General features: G+C 55.5%; 17 protein-coding genes. 7 read left to right on the top strand and 10 right to left on the bottom strand.

Going from position 1 to position 16,007, the window contains the following annotated elements:
- Positions 1-6 precede the first annotated feature (6 nt).
- The 3 genes from AC007G_RS05700 to AC007G_RS05690 form a co-directional block, all read right to left on the bottom strand.
- On the bottom strand, positions 7-429 hold the full coding sequence (locus AC007G_RS05700; RefSeq protein ID WP_004867660.1) for a RidA family protein: 423 nt from the start codon (positions 427-429) through the stop codon (positions 7-9).
- Between the two features lie 29 nt (positions 430-458).
- Entirely contained in the window at positions 459-1,724 is a 1,266-nt protein-coding gene (locus tag AC007G_RS05695) for a flavin-containing monooxygenase (RefSeq protein WP_032698775.1), read from the bottom strand.
- A 344-nt stretch (positions 1,725-2,068) separates the two neighbouring features.
- Positions 2,069-2,998: a LysR family transcriptional regulator gene (locus AC007G_RS05690; protein ID WP_032690710.1), complete on the bottom strand. Its 930-nt coding sequence runs from the start codon at positions 2,996-2,998 to the stop codon at positions 2,069-2,071.
- A gap of 538 nt (positions 2,999-3,536) precedes the next feature.
- Here AC007G_RS05690 and AC007G_RS05685 point away from each other — a divergent pair.
- The 4 genes from AC007G_RS05685 (at position 3,537) to AC007G_RS05670 (ending at position 7,297) form a co-directional block, all read left to right on the top strand.
- Complete coding sequence (locus AC007G_RS05685) at positions 3,537-5,027, top strand: aldehyde dehydrogenase (RefSeq protein WP_144274276.1); 1,491 nt, start codon at positions 3,537-3,539, stop codon at positions 5,025-5,027.
- 48 nt (positions 5,028-5,075) lie between these two features.
- A complete protein-coding gene (locus AC007G_RS05680) occupies positions 5,076-6,458 on the top strand; it encodes an aspartate aminotransferase family protein (RefSeq protein WP_046853446.1) in 1,383 nt (460 codons plus the stop codon).
- Positions 6,459-6,593: 135 nt separating this feature from the next.
- Positions 6,594-6,926 (top strand): hypothetical protein, encoded by a 333-nt coding sequence (locus AC007G_RS05675; protein WP_032690708.1) that lies wholly within the window; start codon positions 6,594-6,596, stop codon positions 6,924-6,926.
- 182 nt (positions 6,927-7,108) lie between these two features.
- Entirely contained in the window at positions 7,109-7,297 is a 189-nt protein-coding gene (locus AC007G_RS05670; protein ID WP_032690707.1) for a hypothetical protein, read from the top strand.
- Between the two features lie 163 nt (positions 7,298-7,460).
- On the opposite strand, the gene AC007G_RS05665 is transcribed toward AC007G_RS05670, so the two are convergent.
- From AC007G_RS05665 to AC007G_RS05655, 3 genes are all read right to left on the bottom strand, one after another.
- Complete coding sequence (locus AC007G_RS05665) at positions 7,461-8,642, bottom strand: aminotransferase-like domain-containing protein (protein WP_032690706.1); 1,182 nt, start codon at positions 8,640-8,642, stop codon at positions 7,461-7,463.
- Between the two features lie 100 nt (positions 8,643-8,742).
- Positions 8,743-10,614: a bifunctional glutathionylspermidine amidase/synthase gene (gss, locus tag AC007G_RS05660; protein ID WP_032690705.1), complete on the bottom strand. Its 1,872-nt coding sequence runs from the start codon at positions 10,612-10,614 to the stop codon at positions 8,743-8,745.
- Between the two features lie 75 nt (positions 10,615-10,689).
- Positions 10,690-10,824 carry a hypothetical protein gene (locus AC007G_RS05655; protein ID WP_306417341.1) on the bottom strand — a complete coding sequence of 45 codons (135 nt, stop codon included), beginning with the start codon at positions 10,822-10,824 and terminating at the stop codon, positions 10,690-10,692.
- A gap of 69 nt (positions 10,825-10,893) precedes the next feature.
- On the opposite strand from AC007G_RS05655, the gene AC007G_RS05650 reads away from it, so the two are divergent.
- Together AC007G_RS05650 and yghU are read left to right on the top strand one after the other, a co-directional pair.
- Positions 10,894-11,454, top strand: coding sequence for a DsbA family protein (locus AC007G_RS05650; RefSeq protein ID WP_004867687.1), 561 nt, complete (start codon positions 10,894-10,896; stop codon positions 11,452-11,454).
- 116 nt (positions 11,455-11,570) lie between these two features.
- A complete protein-coding gene (yghU, locus tag AC007G_RS05645; protein WP_032690704.1) occupies positions 11,571-12,437 on the top strand; it encodes a glutathione-dependent disulfide-bond oxidoreductase in 867 nt (288 codons plus the stop codon).
- A gap of 34 nt (positions 12,438-12,471) precedes the next feature.
- Here yghU and AC007G_RS05640 read toward each other — a convergent pair whose 3' ends face one another.
- Positions 12,472-12,759, bottom strand: a complete 288-nt coding sequence (locus AC007G_RS05640; protein WP_032690703.1) for a DUF2623 family protein — start codon at positions 12,757-12,759, stop codon at positions 12,472-12,474.
- Between the two features lie 78 nt (positions 12,760-12,837).
- On the bottom strand, positions 12,838-13,725 hold the full coding sequence (gene yghX / locus AC007G_RS05635; protein WP_032690791.1) for a YghX family hydrolase: 888 nt from the start codon (positions 13,723-13,725) through the stop codon (positions 12,838-12,840).
- 147 nt (positions 13,726-13,872) lie between these two features.
- Here yghX and mgrA point away from each other — a divergent pair, with 147 nt between their 5' ends.
- Positions 13,873-14,913 (top strand): L-glyceraldehyde 3-phosphate reductase, encoded by a 1,041-nt coding sequence (gene mgrA / locus AC007G_RS05630; RefSeq protein ID WP_180888858.1) that lies wholly within the window; start codon positions 13,873-13,875, stop codon positions 14,911-14,913.
- Between the two features lie 39 nt (positions 14,914-14,952).
- Here the strand turns inward: mgrA and AC007G_RS05625 are convergent, their stop codons facing one another.
- Both AC007G_RS05625 and exbD read right to left on the bottom strand, forming a co-directional pair.
- The gene (locus AC007G_RS05625) at positions 14,953-15,447 is read right to left on the bottom strand and encodes a TIGR00645 family protein (protein ID WP_032690698.1); all 495 of its coding nucleotides are present in this window, start codon (positions 15,445-15,447) and stop codon (positions 14,953-14,955) included.
- Positions 15,448-15,581: 134 nt separating this feature from the next.
- Complete coding sequence (exbD, locus tag AC007G_RS05620; RefSeq protein WP_032690697.1) at positions 15,582-16,007, bottom strand: TonB system transport protein ExbD; 426 nt, start codon at positions 16,005-16,007, stop codon at positions 15,582-15,584.

The following is a 16,007-nucleotide window of genomic DNA, read 5'->3' as shown; positions in this document are numbered from 1 at the left end:
CGCTCCTTACTTCACGAAATCATCGGGAATGACGGCAATCACATCGATCTCCATCAGCCATTGCGGCTGCGCCAGCGCGGAAATCACCAGCCCCGTGGAGATCGGGAAAACCCCCTTCAGCCATTTCCCCACCTCCTGATACACCGGCTCACGATAACGCGGGTCAATGATATAGGTCGTGGTTTTCACGATGTGCGACAGGTCGCTTCCGGCCTCTTCCAGCAGCTGTTTGACGTTTTTCATCGCCTGCTCGGCCTGAGCCTGCGGGTCGCCCAAACCGACCAGGTTACCGGCAAAATCGGTTCCCACCTGACCGCGCACGTAGACGGTATTCCCGGCGCGAACCGCCTGGCATAAATCGTTATCCAGGCTCTGATTGGGGTAAGTCTCTTTAGTATTAAACATGCGAATACGGGTATGCGTTGGCATCTTTTTTATCCTGTTTAGTGGGCGAACGTTCAGCGCCGATCGGCGGCCTGGTACTGGCTGTACTTACGCTGGGTGGCAATATGGTCAGCAATGTGTTTCGCGTCATGCCAGACGCCCCAGATGAAGGTAGATCCCCGGCGTGACAGCCACGGCAGTCCGAGAAAATAGACCCCGGGTTCACTGGAGACGCCGCGTTGATGCTGCGGACGGCGTTGCTCATTAAAAGCATTCACGTTGAGCCAGCTGTAATCCACGGCGTAGCCGGTCGCCCAGATAATGGTGGTGATCCCCGCCTCCGCGAGATTCAGAGAGAGGATCGGCGAAGTCATACACGACGGGTCAGGTAAAAACTCGCGGGCAGCAGGTTCTTCCGGCAGATCCAGACCATTGGCCGCAATGTAGGCATCTGCGGCATCCAGCAGCGCCAGGTAGTTCTCATCTCCGCGTCGGATGTTGTCGCACAGGTCCGGCTGAAAGGTCGCCGTCCCGGATTCAAAGGCTTTCGTCAGCCCGACCAGGGTGATGCCACGATGCGCCAGCTCGCGGAAGTCCACGGTGTGCCCGCCATGAGCGCCGCTGACGGCGATAGTGACATGCTCTTTGCCCGGGGCGCTGGCGGGGGCATCCCACATGCCCAGCACTCCCAACCACCAGCAGAAGTCCCGGTTGCGATATGCGCGCGGCGGGCGGTCGTGTGCGCCGACGGATAAATAGACCCGACGGCCGGCACGCTGAAGCTCGTCGGCAATCTGCACGCCGGAAGAACCCGCGCCAACGACCAGCACGGCGCCCTCAGGAAGCTGCTGCGGGTTGTAGTATCGGGCGGAGTGGATTTGATGAATGCTGCCCTCTTGCGGCGCAATCGGTGGAATGACCGGTTTTTGAAACGGCCCGGTCGCGGCAACAATACGCTGGGCCTCAATGACGCCCTCCGTGGTCTCAATGGTAAACCCCGGTCGCCCGCTGTTGCGCACCGCGCTTTTGACTTCAACGCCGGTACGCACCGGCAGATTGAAGGCCCTGACGTAATCTTCAAAGTATTCCGCCACATCGTCTTTGGGAATGAAGCTGTCGGGATTTCCCCCTTTAAATTCCATCCCCGGAAAACGGTCATGCCACGCCGGACCATTTGCCACCAGCGAGTCCCAGCGCCCGGTTCGCCAGGCTTCGGCGATGCGGTTTTTCTCGATAACCAGATGTGAGATCCCCAGCGTTGTCAGATGCTCACTCATGGCAATACCGGCCTGACCCCCGCCAACAATCAACGTATCAATGTTCGTTTTTTCTACGGTCATAAATGTGTCCTTCGAATGGTGTTCAATCGCCAGGAATAAACCACTGCGCAGGACCGAGGTTAATAAACCGTAACAAGCAGGTAAATTATTATAAATTTAGAACCTGAGAATAAAATAGTGATGCAGAACGCAGTATCTTGAATCTACTGAATAAAAATATTATTTCTAGCAGATTACCGATAAAAGATAATCCGGCGAGCGCCTGATTATTCATAAAAAATAAATCGCAAGCCATCAAGCCTATTAAAAATATATTCAGAGGCTCGTTTTTTTATATTTAACATCACCGGCAGAGACTGATACGGCCCGCAACAGGGCGAGCCGTCTCTTATTCTCCGCTGAATTTACGCCACCCGCGCATCAATGTCCGCCGGGCTGAGCACCGCATGGCGACAATATTCCATAAACAGTTTAGTCGGTTTGGTCGGCTCGCTACTGCGCAGGTGCGCCATCACCAGCGTCGAGTTCGCCATCTCGTCCTGAATTTCCACGCAGCGCACCTGCTGGCCATCGTAGGTCATGTCGGAAACCGGACGGGTTACCAGCACGGAAAAACCCAGCCCCTGGCCGACCATACAGCGCACCATCTCAATAGACGGCGAGCTATAGGCAACCTGAGGGTTATACCCTTTATCTTTGAAAATACTGATGAAATAGTTTCGACTTGGCACCACGTCCAACAGAACCATCGGCAGGTTATTGAGCTCGGAGAGTTTCACCGTCGCCCGCTGCGCCAGCGGATGATGTGCCGGCAGCAGGGCATAAGGCTTCTGCGGCGCATTGAGGCTTTCGGTGTGAATCGCGCTATCCAGCTCAAGATCATAGAGAAACGCCAGATCGAAACGACCGCGGTGCAGACCGTGAGTAATTTCATGCTGCTCCCCATCGCAAATTTTGAGGGTGATATCGGGATAGATTTTTTTAAATCCGGCGATCAGCGAAGGTAAATAGAGCGGCGCCGCCGTTTCAAAACAGCCTAATGAAATAATGCCGGAGACCAGTTCATTATCCGCTTTTGAATTTTGCTCAAACTGATACGAAAGCCGCAGCAGCTCTTTCGCTTTTTCATAAAAGCGTTGTCCGCTGGGGGTCAGCGAAACCCCTTGCGCATGGTGGCGAATAAAGAACTGCTGTTCAAACATATCTTCCAGGGTTTTAACCGCAATGGAAATTGACGGCTGGGCGATATGTAACTGTCTGGAGGCTTCCGCAATACTCTCTGCTTCGACAACGGCAACAAAGTATTTGAGCTGCTTCAGGGTGAAATGGGGCATGGGACACCTTATTTTTTATTCTCAGAGAGATAAGCTAAATAGCTTTAAACGATGCTCCCCGTCGCCGGCAACCCCGCCAGCGGAAAAAGATCAACAATCCGACTCGGGTCGTATTTTTACAGAAAATTAACAGACAAAGCGCAGGAAAGCTGCGAGCCAACGACAAGCATGCGGCATCAGATCGCAAGGAATGAGGGTCATTCATCTTTTTTTCATTGCCTGTTATTAAATCAAACAATATTTAATGTATTTAAAAGGCAGCGGGTGCTGTGCTCATAAAAGCGAAGCATAAAAATAATATCCTTTTAAATACAAAACATTAAAAATTCATCCGCGTAAATTTTATGAATACCGTCACAGAAATAACCGCCCCTCACGCCCCGGAGAATTATCCCCTTTCCGGGACTAGCTACGTTTTTTATAGAGGTTAGCTAGATTTTTAGTCCTTTCTCGTCGCTGCCCCCTCCTGCATCATGAATCAATAGCAACAAATCAATAACAAATAAGCAACACATCAAGGGAGAGGCGCATGTCTGGTATGTCTGATCGAAATTTTTGGCAGGACAAACTGCGGGAGCAACACTTTATCAGCCACGCGATCGTTGATGGTCGTCCCTACCTCGCCATCAGCCGTAAAGTCTGTCCGGCCGTCAACCCGGCGACCAATAACGTGCTCGCCGGGGTGACGGCGCTGCAAGCAGACGATATTGATATTGCAGTAAAATCATCCCGCGCCAGCTTCGCCTCCGGCGTGTGGTCCGCTCTGGCGCCGCAGGAACGCAAAACCGTACTGCTCAGGCTCTCCGCGCTGATTCTCGAACACCGTGAAGAGCTGGCGCTGCTTGAAAGTGCCAGCATGGGCAAACCGGTCAACGATGCGCTGCATGTTGATATTCCCGGCGCGGCGCACGTCCTGGCCTGGTACGCTGAAAGCGTCGATAAAATTTACGCCGAGGTCGCCCCCACGCGTAACGGGTCGCTCGCCACCCTCACTCGTGAAGCGGTCGGCGTGGTGGCGGCAATCGTACCGTGGAACTTTCCGCTCGATCTGGCCTGCTGGAAACTCGGGCCGGCGCTGGCCGCCGGGAACAGCGTGATCCTCAAACCCTCAGAAAACTCGCCTTTTTCGGCACTGCGCCTGGGTGAACTGGCGCTCGAAGCGGGTCTCCCGCCAGGCGTGCTGAACGTGGTGACCGGTCCCGGCACCGAAACGGGCGCCGCGCTTGGGCTGCATAACGATATTGATGTCATCACCTTTACCGGTTCGACCGCCGTCGGCAAGGCCTTCATGACCTACTCCGCGCAGTCAAACCTGAAACAGGTCTGGCTGGAGTGCGGCGGTAAAAGCGCCAATATCGTCTTTGCTGACTGCCAGGATCTCGACCTGGCGGCGGAGAAAGCCGCTTTCGGTATCTGTTTTAACCAGGGCGAAGTCTGTTCCGCCAACTCACGGCTGCTGGTAGAACGCGCGATTTATGCCGACTTTATCACCCGGGTAGAGGCCAAAATGAAAGCCTGGGCACCGTCTCACCCCTTTGATCCGGCAGCCAAAATGGGCGCGATGGTCAGCGCGGCGCATGCGCAAAAGGTCATACGCGCGATCCGTTCTGCCGAACAGGCCGGCGCACGCGTGCTGACCGGCGGCCGTGAGGTCGAGATTGAAGGGATCGCCAACTACGTTCAGCCCACGCTGCTGGATGGGGTGCACGAAGAGATGTCGCTGTGGAAAGATGAAATTTTCGGCCCGGTGCTTGCCGCTATCCCTTTTGATGATGAACAGCAGGCCATCGAGCTGGCTAATAACCATATTTATGCCCTCGCCGCGTCGATCTGGACAGACGATCTGCACCGCGCGCACCGCGTAGCCGGACGGCTTAACGCCGGCACGGTATCGGTCAATACCGTGGATGCGCTGGACGTCACCGTGCCGTTTGGCGGCAATAAACAGTCTGGTTTTGGTCGGGATTTGTCGCTGCATGCCTTCGACAAATTCACCACCCTTAAAACGACCTGGTTCCAGTTTCGCTAGCAGGCAACGGCCTTGCCTTGCCCTGATTCCGCTTACAGGAGAGATAACATGACTTACCCGATTCACCCGACGCGATCCACCACCGAGTATCAAAGCGGGGATGCCGCACACCATATCCACGCGTTTCTCGACCAGAAAGCGCTGAACGCTGAAGGACCGCGCGTCATGGTACGCGGCGAAGGCCTGTACCTGTGGGACAATGACGGCAACAAGTATCTGGACGGTATGTCAGGACTGTGGTGTACCCAGCTGGGCTACAGCCGCCAGGATCTGGCGGATGCCGCGGCGGCGCAGTTCGCGAAGCTGCCCTATTACAATATGTTCTTCCACACCACGCACCCGACGGTGATTGAGCTGTCCGAACTCCTTTTCAGCCTGCTGCCCGGGCACTACAGCCACGCCATTTACACCAACTCCGGTTCTGAATCGAATGAAGTGCTGATCCGCACCGTGCGTCGCTACTGGCAGATTCTCGATAAGCCGCAGAAAAAGGTGATGATTGGCCGCTGGAACGGCTACCACGGCTCTACCCTCGCCGCCACCGCGCTCGGGGGCATGAAAGCCATGCATGCCATGGGGGGGATGATTCCCGACGTGGCGCATATTGATGAGCCCTACTGGTATATGCACGGCGGCAACCTGACGCCGCAGGAGTTTGGCCTGCGCTGCGCCCGCCAGCTGGAAGAGAAGATCCTGGAGCTCGGCGCGGAGAACGTCGCGGGCTTTATCGCCGAACCGTTCCAGGGGGCGGGCGGGATGATCTTCCCGCCGGAGAGCTACTGGCCGGAGATTCAACGCATTTGCCGCAAATACGACGTGCTGCTGTGCGCCGATGAGGTGATTGGCGGCTTTGGCAGAACCGGCGAATGGTTTGCGCACCAGTATTTTGGCTTTGAGCCGGATACGCTCTCCATCGCCAAAGGGCTGACCTCCGGCTATGTTCCGATGGGCGGCCTGGTGCTGAGCAAACGGATGGCCGAGGTGCTGGTTGAGAAAGGCGGCGTCTTTGCCCACGGTCTGACCTATTCCGGCCACCCCGTCGCTGCGGCCGTCGCCATTGCCAACCTTAAAGCACTGCGCGATGAAAACCGGGTCACCACCGTACGTGACGATACCGGCCCGTATCTGCAAAAAACGCTGCGTGAAGTGTTTAGCCACCACCCGATGATTGGCGAAATCCAGGGCACAGGCCTCGTGGCCGCTCTGCAGTTCGCCGAAGATAAGTCGACCCGCAAACGCTTTGCGAATGAAAACGATCTGGCCTGGCGCTGCCGGACTATCGGCTTTGAAGAGGGGGTCATTATCCGCTCTACGCTGGGGCGTATGATTATGGCTCCCGCGCTGATTGCCAGCCACAGCGAACTGGATGAGCTGGTCGAGAAGACCAAACGCGCTATCGACCGGACCGCAAAAGAGAGCGGTCTGTTATAGCTCTTTTACCGTTAGCGCATAACCGCGCTAACGGGACCTGTCCCGCTCGCCCGGAGGTAAAAAAGACCTCCGGGATGTCATCCCGTTTGCGCAGCAGGTACACTACGCCCCCTGTTTCCTCTCCCTGACTAATCCATGCTGAAGAAATTACCGCTTATTATTCCGCTGCTGGCGCTCATCGCGCTGCTTGTCTGGTGGTTTACGCCCCGCTACTCCGAAGAAGAGATGGCCTGGTACCGTTCGGTTTTCTGTGTCATCGACCACCGGGATAGCCAGGCGTTTCTTCGCGATATGGAAAATATTGTCGAAGGCGGCAATGCCGATTACGCGCTGCACAAAAACCACTATATCCCGGCACTTGGCGAACGTATGCGTCAGACCTGGCTGCAGCTCAGCCAACAAGAACAAGAGAGTATTGGTCAGGATCAGCCGCGCTGCCGCCAGCTGATGAGCGAAAAACAGCGTTAACGCTGCTTTTGAAATCACAGGCCAGACGGCAATGGGCGGCACCCTGTCCCGCAATGGTATTCTGCCCGCGCTGTCCCTTTAAAAAATAAGGAAAACAGATCTTACCGGTGGCGATAAAAAAGAGTTGATCTGATATGCACAAGCTCTTACTTTGCTAACCAGTTTTCACACGAGATAAGACGATGCCGACAATAACAGCAAGTAGTATGCAAGAAGCGAAAGAGTTAATTCACTGCGGGAAATACAGGGAAATCGTGCTGAATTTTGATATTGATGCTGATGATTTCTTCACGCTCGCCACCTCCCAGTCCGCGACGAAAGTCACGATGATCAACAGAAACAATCACTCACCGGTAAAAGCAGAAAAATAATAAAAAACCTCTGAGGTATTCTTTATGTGGCTATTTATTGGCACACTCGGCGTTGCATTTCTCTCCTCACTGATGCTGATTTGGCTCGATGACCGCATCGCCGAAAACGATTAAACCAGATTAACACTCCGTGCCGCCCGGCGGCGCGGAGTTATTTATATAGCTACAGCGATTTCGCCAGACGTTCAACGGCCGTCATCAGCCCTTCTTCCGAGACCGTAGAGTAGGACAGACGCAGCGTACGGGTATCCGGATTATCGTGATAGAACGCTTCGCCAGGGACAAACACCACGCCGTTTGCCAGCGTTTTCTTCATCCATTCCATGGTATCGAACGAATAGCGGAAGCGAGCCCACAGGAACATCCCGCCTTTTGGTCGGCTGAAGGCAATGTGCTCCCCGAGTCGCGACTCCAGCGCATCCGCCAGCGCCACACACTTCTTACGATAATCCTCACGGATCAGCGCGATCTGGTTATCCAGGCGATTCATCGCCAGATATTCCGCCGTGATCACCTGCGACAGCATGTTGGTATGCAGATCCGCCGCCTGCTTGACGATCACCGTCTGCTGCGCCAGCCAGTCCGGCATCACAATCCAGCCGATACGCATCCCCGGAGCGAGAATTTTGGAGAAGGTGGAGGTGTAGACCACCTGATCTTCACAGCCCAGCTCAACCGCGTGCTGATACAGCGGACGGCGGACTTCATCGGTAAAGCTGATTTCGCCATAGGGGTCGTCTTCGATGATGACAAAATCATGCTGCTTCGCCAGTTCCACCAGACGGCGGCGGCGATCTTCGCTCAGGGTTTTTCCGCCGGGGTTGCCGAAGGTGGGCACCAGATAAACCGCTTTGACGCGGGTCGTTTCCAGCAGGTCGGCCAGCTGTTCGACCAGCATCCCGTTATCATCAGTATCCACGCTGAGAATATTGGCCTGCGCTAACTGGAATACCTGCAGCGCCGCCAGGTAGGTCGGGCGCTCAACCACCACCGCATCGCCCGGATCGAGCAGCGTACGGGCGACAATATCCAACGATTGCTGAGAACCGGAGGTGATATAAACATGGCTGGCCTGGCAGTCAACGCCGCGCGCCTGACACAGTTCGCTCACGGCCTGACGCAGCGGCGGGTAGCCTTCGGTCAAACCATACTGAAATGCATCGTTAAAGCGCCCGCTCATCACCTGTTGCACAGCCAGATTCAGACCTTCGGTATCAAACAGCTCCGGAGCCGGAATCCCGCCGCCCAGTGAGATAACGCCGGGCAGTTTACTGTGCTTAAGAAGTTCGCGGACGGCGGAGGGCTTGAGTTCACCCGCGCGGGCGGCGAGTCGCCTGTCGTGCATATTATTTTCCTTTTCTGTCTTGTTGTTGTCTTTGTGACTTATCGTGTTTGCAGGATTTGTTGCCCGGACAGGTCATTTACGGCGCTGTCCGGGCTGCCGGCTACCGGCCGTCGCTGTCTTTCAGCACAATTAACGGTTCGATATCACTCTCTTTTTTGACTACCAGCGAATCATCGCCGCGCAGACAAGTACCGCCGTAGTTGCCGCCGACGGTAAACGTACACACCTGAATGTATTTACCATCCACTTTCGGCAGGCACCAGAGCTGCTGGTAAATATTTTTACGATCGACAAACTGCCCGCTGGTTTTATCCAGCACTTCGTCTTTCGGACCAATCAAATCAATGTTGCTGCCGCAGCGGCCAGAGATAGGTTTCACCGCGTAACCGGTTTTCGCCAGCTCATCGTTGACCACAAAATCGGTATCCAGCAGATAGCGGTGGTTCGGGAACAGCGACCACAGTACCGGCAGAATGGCCTTGTTACCGGGGATCACCGTCCACAGCGGTTCGAAGACCAGCACTTCCGGACGCAGCAGCACGTCGATCAGCCGCACGGCGTTTTGCGGATGTCCGGTACGGATCGGCACGGCGGCGTACTCATCGGCGCTGACTTCACGCACCTGCTCGATGGCGGTTTCCCAGGCCCAGGTTTTCCAGACGCAGTTCACCAGACGCCCGTCGCCGTCGATCAGCTGCCCGGCGGCATCCCAGTGCAGCTCATCAAGGCCAAAGAGGATCTTACTTTCGAACCCCGCCTGCGTGAGCGAGCGCTGGATAAACAGCGCGTGGTAGTTCTCCTCCAGATCCTTGTCCTGCATGATATGCACGAAAGGACGGGCGCGGCTGTGTTTCCAGGCGCCCGCCAGCTCATCAAGCAGATTTTCCGCCGGGTTGTGTCCGCTGCCGTAGTAGCCCTGCTTCAGCCACTGTTCGAGGATCAGCCCGCCTTCGGTATGACAAGAGGCGGAGTCGGCGTTGTATTCATAGACTTTCAGCCCGCGCTCATCCATACAGAAATCCATGCGGCCGGTAATCATATGATGACGGCGTCGCTGCCACGAGAGGCGCAGGCGCGGCCAGAGAATTTTAGGGATATCAAACAGCGCCAGCAGATTGTCATCTTTCATCACCTTATCGGTGGCGTGCAGGTACATCAAATGCAGCTCGTTGGTCGCTTTGATTAGCTCCTGCTCGGCGCTTTCGGTAATGGTGAAGTACTGATAGGGATCTTGATTGATGAAGTGACCGTTGGCGGCCACGTAGGCTTTCTGCAGCGAATCTTTCTCGTTCAGCCAGTTACCGCGGAACTGGCCTTTATTCGGCAATCTCGCGCCCTGAATCGCCATCGCTTCACCCGGCAGCACCGGCTGCGGCAGGCTGTGCTCGGTATCGGCGGTCTGAATCATCCAGCCTAATATTTCCGTATCGGCAAAGGTATCTTTGATGGTGTAGAAACCGTCTTTCACTTCCAGCGTTAATTCGCGGGTCCATTGCTGGCCCTGCGGCAGCGGAGCGTGAATCACGTTTTGCTCGGCGATGCGGACCTTATTGCCGACCAGCTGCGTAATCACCGCAACATGGCCGGTATGCTTGAACTCACCGCCCTTTTGCCAAATCAGCAGCGAACCGGCCATCGGCGGACGGCGGGCGCCGTTTGCGAAAGCCTGCAGCGGCAGAATATTGTCATTGACCACTTCACGCAGAAAACGCAGGGAGAAGATTTCATAGGCCATGCCGACATCGGTAAAGACAAAGCCGTAGGTGAGAAACAAAAAGCGGCGCGCGAATTCAACGCACTGCCATTTATGCCCCATATACTCACTGCCGATGTAGCTGCGGAACGTCGCGTCATCCGGATAGTCGCGCGGATTTAAACTGCTGTAATTCGATGAATAAATTGCTACGCCCCCCGGCGCGTAGCCTAACAATGTACCAAAAGGGGCATCACTACTTGTCGATCCTTTGCTCATTAGCCTGACCTCAAATTAATGCAGCCCGGGCAGTTGGCGGAACAAAACTCCCTCTTCTTATCCTGCCACAGGCACTTACCAGACAGAGGTGAAATGATGATACCACTCATTGGATTCAGCGATCGTGCCCTGCGGGAAAATAACCCGGCGCCTTTGGGTAAAAGTGATATCGTTATTTGTAATATCTCCCCGTAATACTTCAGGTTGCATTGCCGTTGACAACAGCCCGGGTGATTCAGGGAATCATAACGAAGAATGAGACAACGTCAGGAGTTGATTATGAGCGCACAACCGCATCTGCAGGCTCAACCGCTGGTCTGGGGCCACGGCCCACGTACTTTTGAGGTTTTCCTTGAGCCAACCTGCCCGTTTTCCGTCCGGGCATTCAATAAGCTCGACGAGCTACTGGACGAAGTCGGCGCGGATAATGTGACCATCAAGATTCGTCTGCAGTCGCAGCCATGGCATCTTTTCTCCGGCGTCATCGTGCGCTGCATTCTTGCCGCCTCGACGCTCCCGCACGGCAGAGAGCAGGCGCACAGGGTGTTAAAAGCCGTCGCCGACCATCGCGAAGAGTTTGAATTTACCGACCATTGCAGCGGACCGAATATGGAGACCACGCCGCAGCAGATTATCCAGCGCATTGAGCGCTATAGCCAGGTTCTGCTCTCTACGGCCTTCGCCCGCCCTGAGCTGCAGGCTGAAATTAAATGGCATTGCAAATACGCGCGACAGAACGGTATTCATGTCTCGCCTACCTTTATGGTCAACGGTCTGGTGCAGCCGGACCTTGGCAGCAGCGACGATATCAGCGTATGGGCCGCGCGGATTATGGCCTGAGTCCCCCTCGCCCCGGTTGCGCGACGCTGACCGGGGCCAATAAGCCTCACACGGTTAAACCTGCTTAGCATCTCCTGCTACACTCCCTCAACGGCTCACTAAAAAGGCAGGTCCTCATGTCAGAGAATAACTACCAACCACCTAAAGTGTGGGAGTGGAAGCAAAACAACGGCGGCGCGTTCGCCAACATCAACCGTCCCGTCTCCGGCGCAACCCATGAAAAAGCGCTACCGGTCGGCTCACATCCGCTGCAGCTCTACTCCCTGGGCACGCCAAACGGCCAGAAGGTGACCATCCTGCTGGAAGAACTGCTGGCGCTCGGCGTGAGCGGCGCGGAATACGATGCCTGGCTGATTCGCATTGGCGAAGGCGATCAGTTCTCCAGCGGTTTTGTTGAGGTGAACCCCAACTCAAAAATTCCCGCCCTGAGCGACCACTCCACCACCCCGCCGACGCGCGTATTTGAGTCCGGCAGCATCCTGCTGTACCTCGCTGAGAAGTTTGGTTTCTTCCTGCCTAAAGATCCCGCCGGGCGGACCGAAACCCTTAACTGGCTGTTCTGGTTACAGGGCGCAGCCCCGTTCCTCGGCGGCGGTTTTGGCCACTTCTTTAACTATGCGCCGGTGAAAATCGAGTATGCGATTGACCGCTTCACGATGGAAGCCAAACGTCAGCTCGACGTGCTGGATAAGCAGCTCGCCCGCAACCGCTATGTTTCCGGGGAAGAGTACACGATCGCTGATATGGCTATCTGGCCGTGGTACGGCAATGTGGTGCTGGGCGGGGTGTATAACGCCGCTGAATTCCTTGACGCCGGCAGCTATAAAAACGTCCTGCGCTGGGCGCAGGACATCGGTAATCGTCCGGCAGTCAAACGCGGGCGTATCGTCAACCGGACCAACGGCCCGCTTAACGAGCAGCTGCATGAACGCCACAGCGCCAGCGACTTCGATACCCTGACCGAAGACAAACGCCAGGCATAACGCCTCACCTACCGGAGGCCTCGGCCTTCGGTAGTTAACTTTCCAGCCGGTATCCCGCCATAAAGTAACGCATTGCGGTACAGGAATGTCCTTCCCTGAAGAAGTCCATGACCATGTTTCTGTCCAGGCCATAACGGCGGGTGAGGATCCCGGCCTCCCAGGCGCTAAGCTGACGATCGCCGGTTTGTTCAAACATCCGCTGAGAATAACCGAGGACAAACCCACGTTTATAATCCGCGCAAAAACCGGCTGCGTTGCTGGCGCTTTCAGCCTGAGAAGCCTTCAACCCCGCCATTAAACCTTTGCCAAAATGGTTATCCATCGCTTTCACCCCCCAATCGTTATATATAAAATTATATAGCGATTTTTTGAGCGAGTGCCAGCGCTATTTCCGCCCTATTTAGCCGAGATATTTGGCAAACCACGCCAGCGTTCGCTGCCAGGCAAGTTCAGCGGCGGCCCGGTCGTAACGCGGCGTGGAATCGTTGTGAAAACCGTGGTTCACCTGAGGATAGATATAGGCCTCGAACACTTTATGCTGCGCCTTCAGCGCCTGTTCATAGGCGGGCCAACCGTCCGTGATGGGCTTATCCAGCTCCGCATAGTGCAGCAGCAGCGGCGCACGGATTTTTTCGACATCCGCGATCGGCGGCTGGCGGCCATAAAACGGCACCGCGCAGGCCAGTTCCGGGATCGCCACGGCAGCAGCATTGCACACACCGCCGCCGTAACAAAAACCGGTTATTCCCACTTTGCCGCTCGCCTGCGGATGCTTTTCCATAAAGGCGACGGCGGCAAAAAAGTCGTTCATCAGCTTCTGCGGATCGACTTTCTGCTGGAGCTCGCGCCCTTCGTCATCATTGCCGGGATAGCCGCCCACCGAACTCAGGCCATCCGGTGCCAGCGCGATGTAACCGGCTTTGGCCACTCGCCGGGCGACATCTTCGATATAGGGATTCAGCCCGCGATTCTCATGCACGACGATCACCGACGCCGGTTTTACGGTGGGTTTCGTCGGCATCACCAGATAGCCGCGCACCTCTCCGTGCCCTTCGGGCGAAGGATAGCGAATATATTCCGCATGAATATCCGGGTCGGTAAACGAGACCTGCCCGGCAAGCGCATAGTTGGGTTTCAGCAGATTAAACAGTGCCAGGGCGGTCATGCCACCGACGGCGTACTTCCCGGCCATCTGTAAAAACTCCCTCTTGCTGATTTTGCCGTGTGCGTAATAGTCGTAGTACTCCAGCAGCTCTTGCGGAAAATCTTTCGCCGTCAGTCGCGTCATCATCTCTTCTCCGGAAATTAACCCCTTTTAAGCAAAGCATAAGCTCGCGGTGACGCCAGCAATCTTACGCATTGTGATCCAGCAAACGCTGCCGGCGTGCCATACCAGTTAAAATGGAAACGACGTTTTAATTTATAAGGAGAGATCATGTCCTGGTTAGCTGACGCCACCCGCTACGATCGCATGCAGTACCGCTACTGCGGTAAAAGCGGCCTGCAATTGCCCCTCTTGTCGCTGGGACTGTGGCACAACTTTAGCCACGGTCACGCGCTGGATGACCAACGCGCCCTGCTGCGCAAGGCCTTTGACCTGGGCATTACCCATTTCGATCTGGCGAATAACTACGGGCCGCCGCCCGGCAGCGCGGAGGAAAATTTTGGCCGCCTGCTGCGCGAGGATTTTGCCGCCTATCGCGACGAGCTGATTGTGGCGACGAAAGCAGGCTACTCCATGTGGCCAGGCCCCTATGGCAACGGTAGTTCGCGAAAATATCTGCTCGCCAGCCTCGATCAGAGCCTGCAGCGGATGGGACTGGATTACGTCGATATTTTCTATTCGCATCGCGTCGATGAAAATACGCCGATGGAAGAGACTGCCGCAGCGCTGGCGCAGGCGGTACAGAGCGGTAAAGCCTTGTATGTCGGCATCTCCTCCTATTCGCCGGAACGTACGCAGCAAATGGCCGCCCTTTTGCGCGACTGGAATATCCCGCTGCTTATTCACCAGCCGTCTTATAACCTGCTCAACCGCTGGGTCGACACCAGCGGACTGCTGGATACGCTGGAGGAGAACGGCGTCGGCTGCATCGCCTTTACACCGCTGGCGCAGGGCCTGCTGACCGGTAAATATCTCCAGCAGATCCCGGAGGGTTCGCGGATGTTCTACGAAGGCAAAAGAGCGCGCGGCCTGACGGAAAATATGCTCAGTGAGTCAAATCTGAACAGTCTGCGTTTATTGCAGGAGATGGCCCACCGCCGCGGGCAGAGCATGGCGCAGATGGCGCTGAGCTGGCTGCTGAAAGACCGCCGTGTGACCTCGGTGCTGATTGGCGCCAGCCGCCCGCAGCAGCTGGAGGAGAACGTACAGGCGCTGAAAAATCTGACGTTTAGCGCAGAAGAGCTGGCGCAGATTGACCAGCACGTCGCGGATGGTCAGCTCAATTTATGGCAAACCTCGTCGGATAAATAAGTCACCAGCCCGGCGGCTCTGCCCCACCGGGCTGGTGTATCAGTGCTTAACCTTGGTCAGACGATCGAGATAGCCCATCACAAACGCCGACAGCACAAAGGTCAGATGGATAATGACGTACCACATCAGCTTGTTGTCCGGTACGTTTTTCGCGTCCATAAACACCCGCAGCAGATGGATAGAGGAGATGGCGACAATCGACGCCGCCACTTTATTTTTCAGGGAGGTGGCATCCATTTTACCCAGCCAGCTGAGCTTTTCTTTACCTTCATTGATATCCAGCTGGGAGACAAAATTTTCGTAGCCGGAGAACATCACCATCACCAGCAGGCCGCCCACCAGCGTCATATCGACCAGCGACAGCAGCGTCAGAATCAGCTCCGACTCGCCCACGCTAAAGATGTGCGGCAGTACGTGGAAAATCTCCTGAAAAAATTTGATCGACAGCGCAATCAGCCCGAGCGAAAGACCAAAATAAACCGGCGCCAACAACCAGCGTGAGGCATACATAGCATTTTCCAGAAAGCGTTCCATAAGATCCTGTGAGTTAACAAAAAACGTTCGGCATTATATCGCAACCCGCCATGGCGATTGCAACCTCCCGCCGCTGCGTATCAGGCATAAAAAAGGCTGGCGCATGGCCAGCCTGAGGAGCGTCGTCGGGAGGGTTATTTCGCTTTTACGGTTTCTTCACCCACCAGACCAATCTTCAGATAACCCGCCTGGTGCAGGGTATCCATGACCTTCATCATCGTCTCATAATCCACGGTTTTGTCCGCGCGGAAGAAGACGGTGGTGTCTTTCTTCCCTTCAGTCAGCGTATCCAGCGCGCCGATCATGCTCTCTTCTGTAATGGCATCGTTGCCGAGGAACATCGTTTTATCCGCTTTCACCGACAGATAAATCGGCTTTTCCGGACGCGGCTGCGGCTGACTTGAGGAGGCCGGAAGGTTGACCTTCACATCCACGGTCGCCAGCGGCGCCGCCACCATAAAGATGATCAACAGCACCAGCATGACGTCAATAAACGGCGTGACGTTAATGTCATGCATTTCGCCGTTATCATCGAGGTTTTCGTTAAAATGCATTGCCAT

Source organism: Klebsiella sp. CSG-1 (assembly GCF_056521145.1).
This window is presented reverse-complemented; position numbering and strand designations above follow the sequence as displayed.

Excerpts from the sequence above, each read along its gene's own strand:
- AC007G_RS05650 (WP_004867687.1), top strand. The coding sequence starts at position 10,894 with ATGAGCGCACAACCGCATCTGCAGGCTCAACCGCTGGTCTGGGGCCAC.
- AC007G_RS05665 (WP_032690706.1), bottom strand. The coding sequence starts at position 8,642 with ATGCACGACAGGCGACTCGCCGCCCGCGCGGGTGAACTCAAGCCCTCC.
- AC007G_RS05640 (WP_032690703.1), bottom strand. The coding sequence starts at position 12,759 with ATGGATAACCATTTTGGCAAAGGTTTAATGGCGGGGTTGAAGGCTTCT.
- gss (WP_032690705.1), bottom strand. The coding sequence starts at position 10,614 with ATGAGCAAAGGATCGACAAGTAGTGATGCCCCTTTTGGTACATTGTTA.
- AC007G_RS05680 (WP_046853446.1), top strand. The coding sequence starts at position 5,076 with ATGACTTACCCGATTCACCCGACGCGATCCACCACCGAGTATCAAAGC.
- AC007G_RS05690 (WP_032690710.1), bottom strand. The coding sequence starts at position 2,998 with ATGCCCCATTTCACCCTGAAGCAGCTCAAATACTTTGTTGCCGTTGTC.
- AC007G_RS05675 (WP_032690708.1), top strand. The coding sequence starts at position 6,594 with ATGCTGAAGAAATTACCGCTTATTATTCCGCTGCTGGCGCTCATCGCG.
- AC007G_RS05625 (WP_032690698.1), bottom strand. The coding sequence starts at position 15,447 with ATGGAACGCTTTCTGGAAAATGCTATGTATGCCTCACGCTGGTTGTTG.
- AC007G_RS05700 (WP_004867660.1), bottom strand. The coding sequence starts at position 429 with ATGCCAACGCATACCCGTATTCGCATGTTTAATACTAAAGAGACTTAC.
- AC007G_RS05655 (WP_306417341.1), bottom strand. The coding sequence starts at position 10,824 with ATGCAACCTGAAGTATTACGGGGAGATATTACAAATAACGATATCACT.
- AC007G_RS05670 (WP_032690707.1), top strand. The coding sequence starts at position 7,109 with ATGCCGACAATAACAGCAAGTAGTATGCAAGAAGCGAAAGAGTTAATT.
- yghX (WP_032690791.1), bottom strand. The coding sequence starts at position 13,725 with ATGACGCGACTGACGGCGAAAGATTTTCCGCAAGAGCTGCTGGAGTAC.
- AC007G_RS05685 (WP_144274276.1), top strand. The coding sequence starts at position 3,537 with ATGTCTGATCGAAATTTTTGGCAGGACAAACTGCGGGAGCAACACTTT.
- mgrA (WP_180888858.1), top strand. The coding sequence starts at position 13,873 with ATGTCCTGGTTAGCTGACGCCACCCGCTACGATCGCATGCAGTACCGC.
- yghU (WP_032690704.1), top strand. The coding sequence starts at position 11,571 with ATGTCAGAGAATAACTACCAACCACCTAAAGTGTGGGAGTGGAAGCAA.
- exbD (WP_032690697.1), bottom strand. The coding sequence starts at position 16,007 with ATGGCAATGCATTTTAACGAAAACCTCGATGATAACGGCGAAATGCAT.
- AC007G_RS05695 (WP_032698775.1), bottom strand. The coding sequence starts at position 1,724 with ATGACCGTAGAAAAAACGAACATTGATACGTTGATTGTTGGCGGGGGT.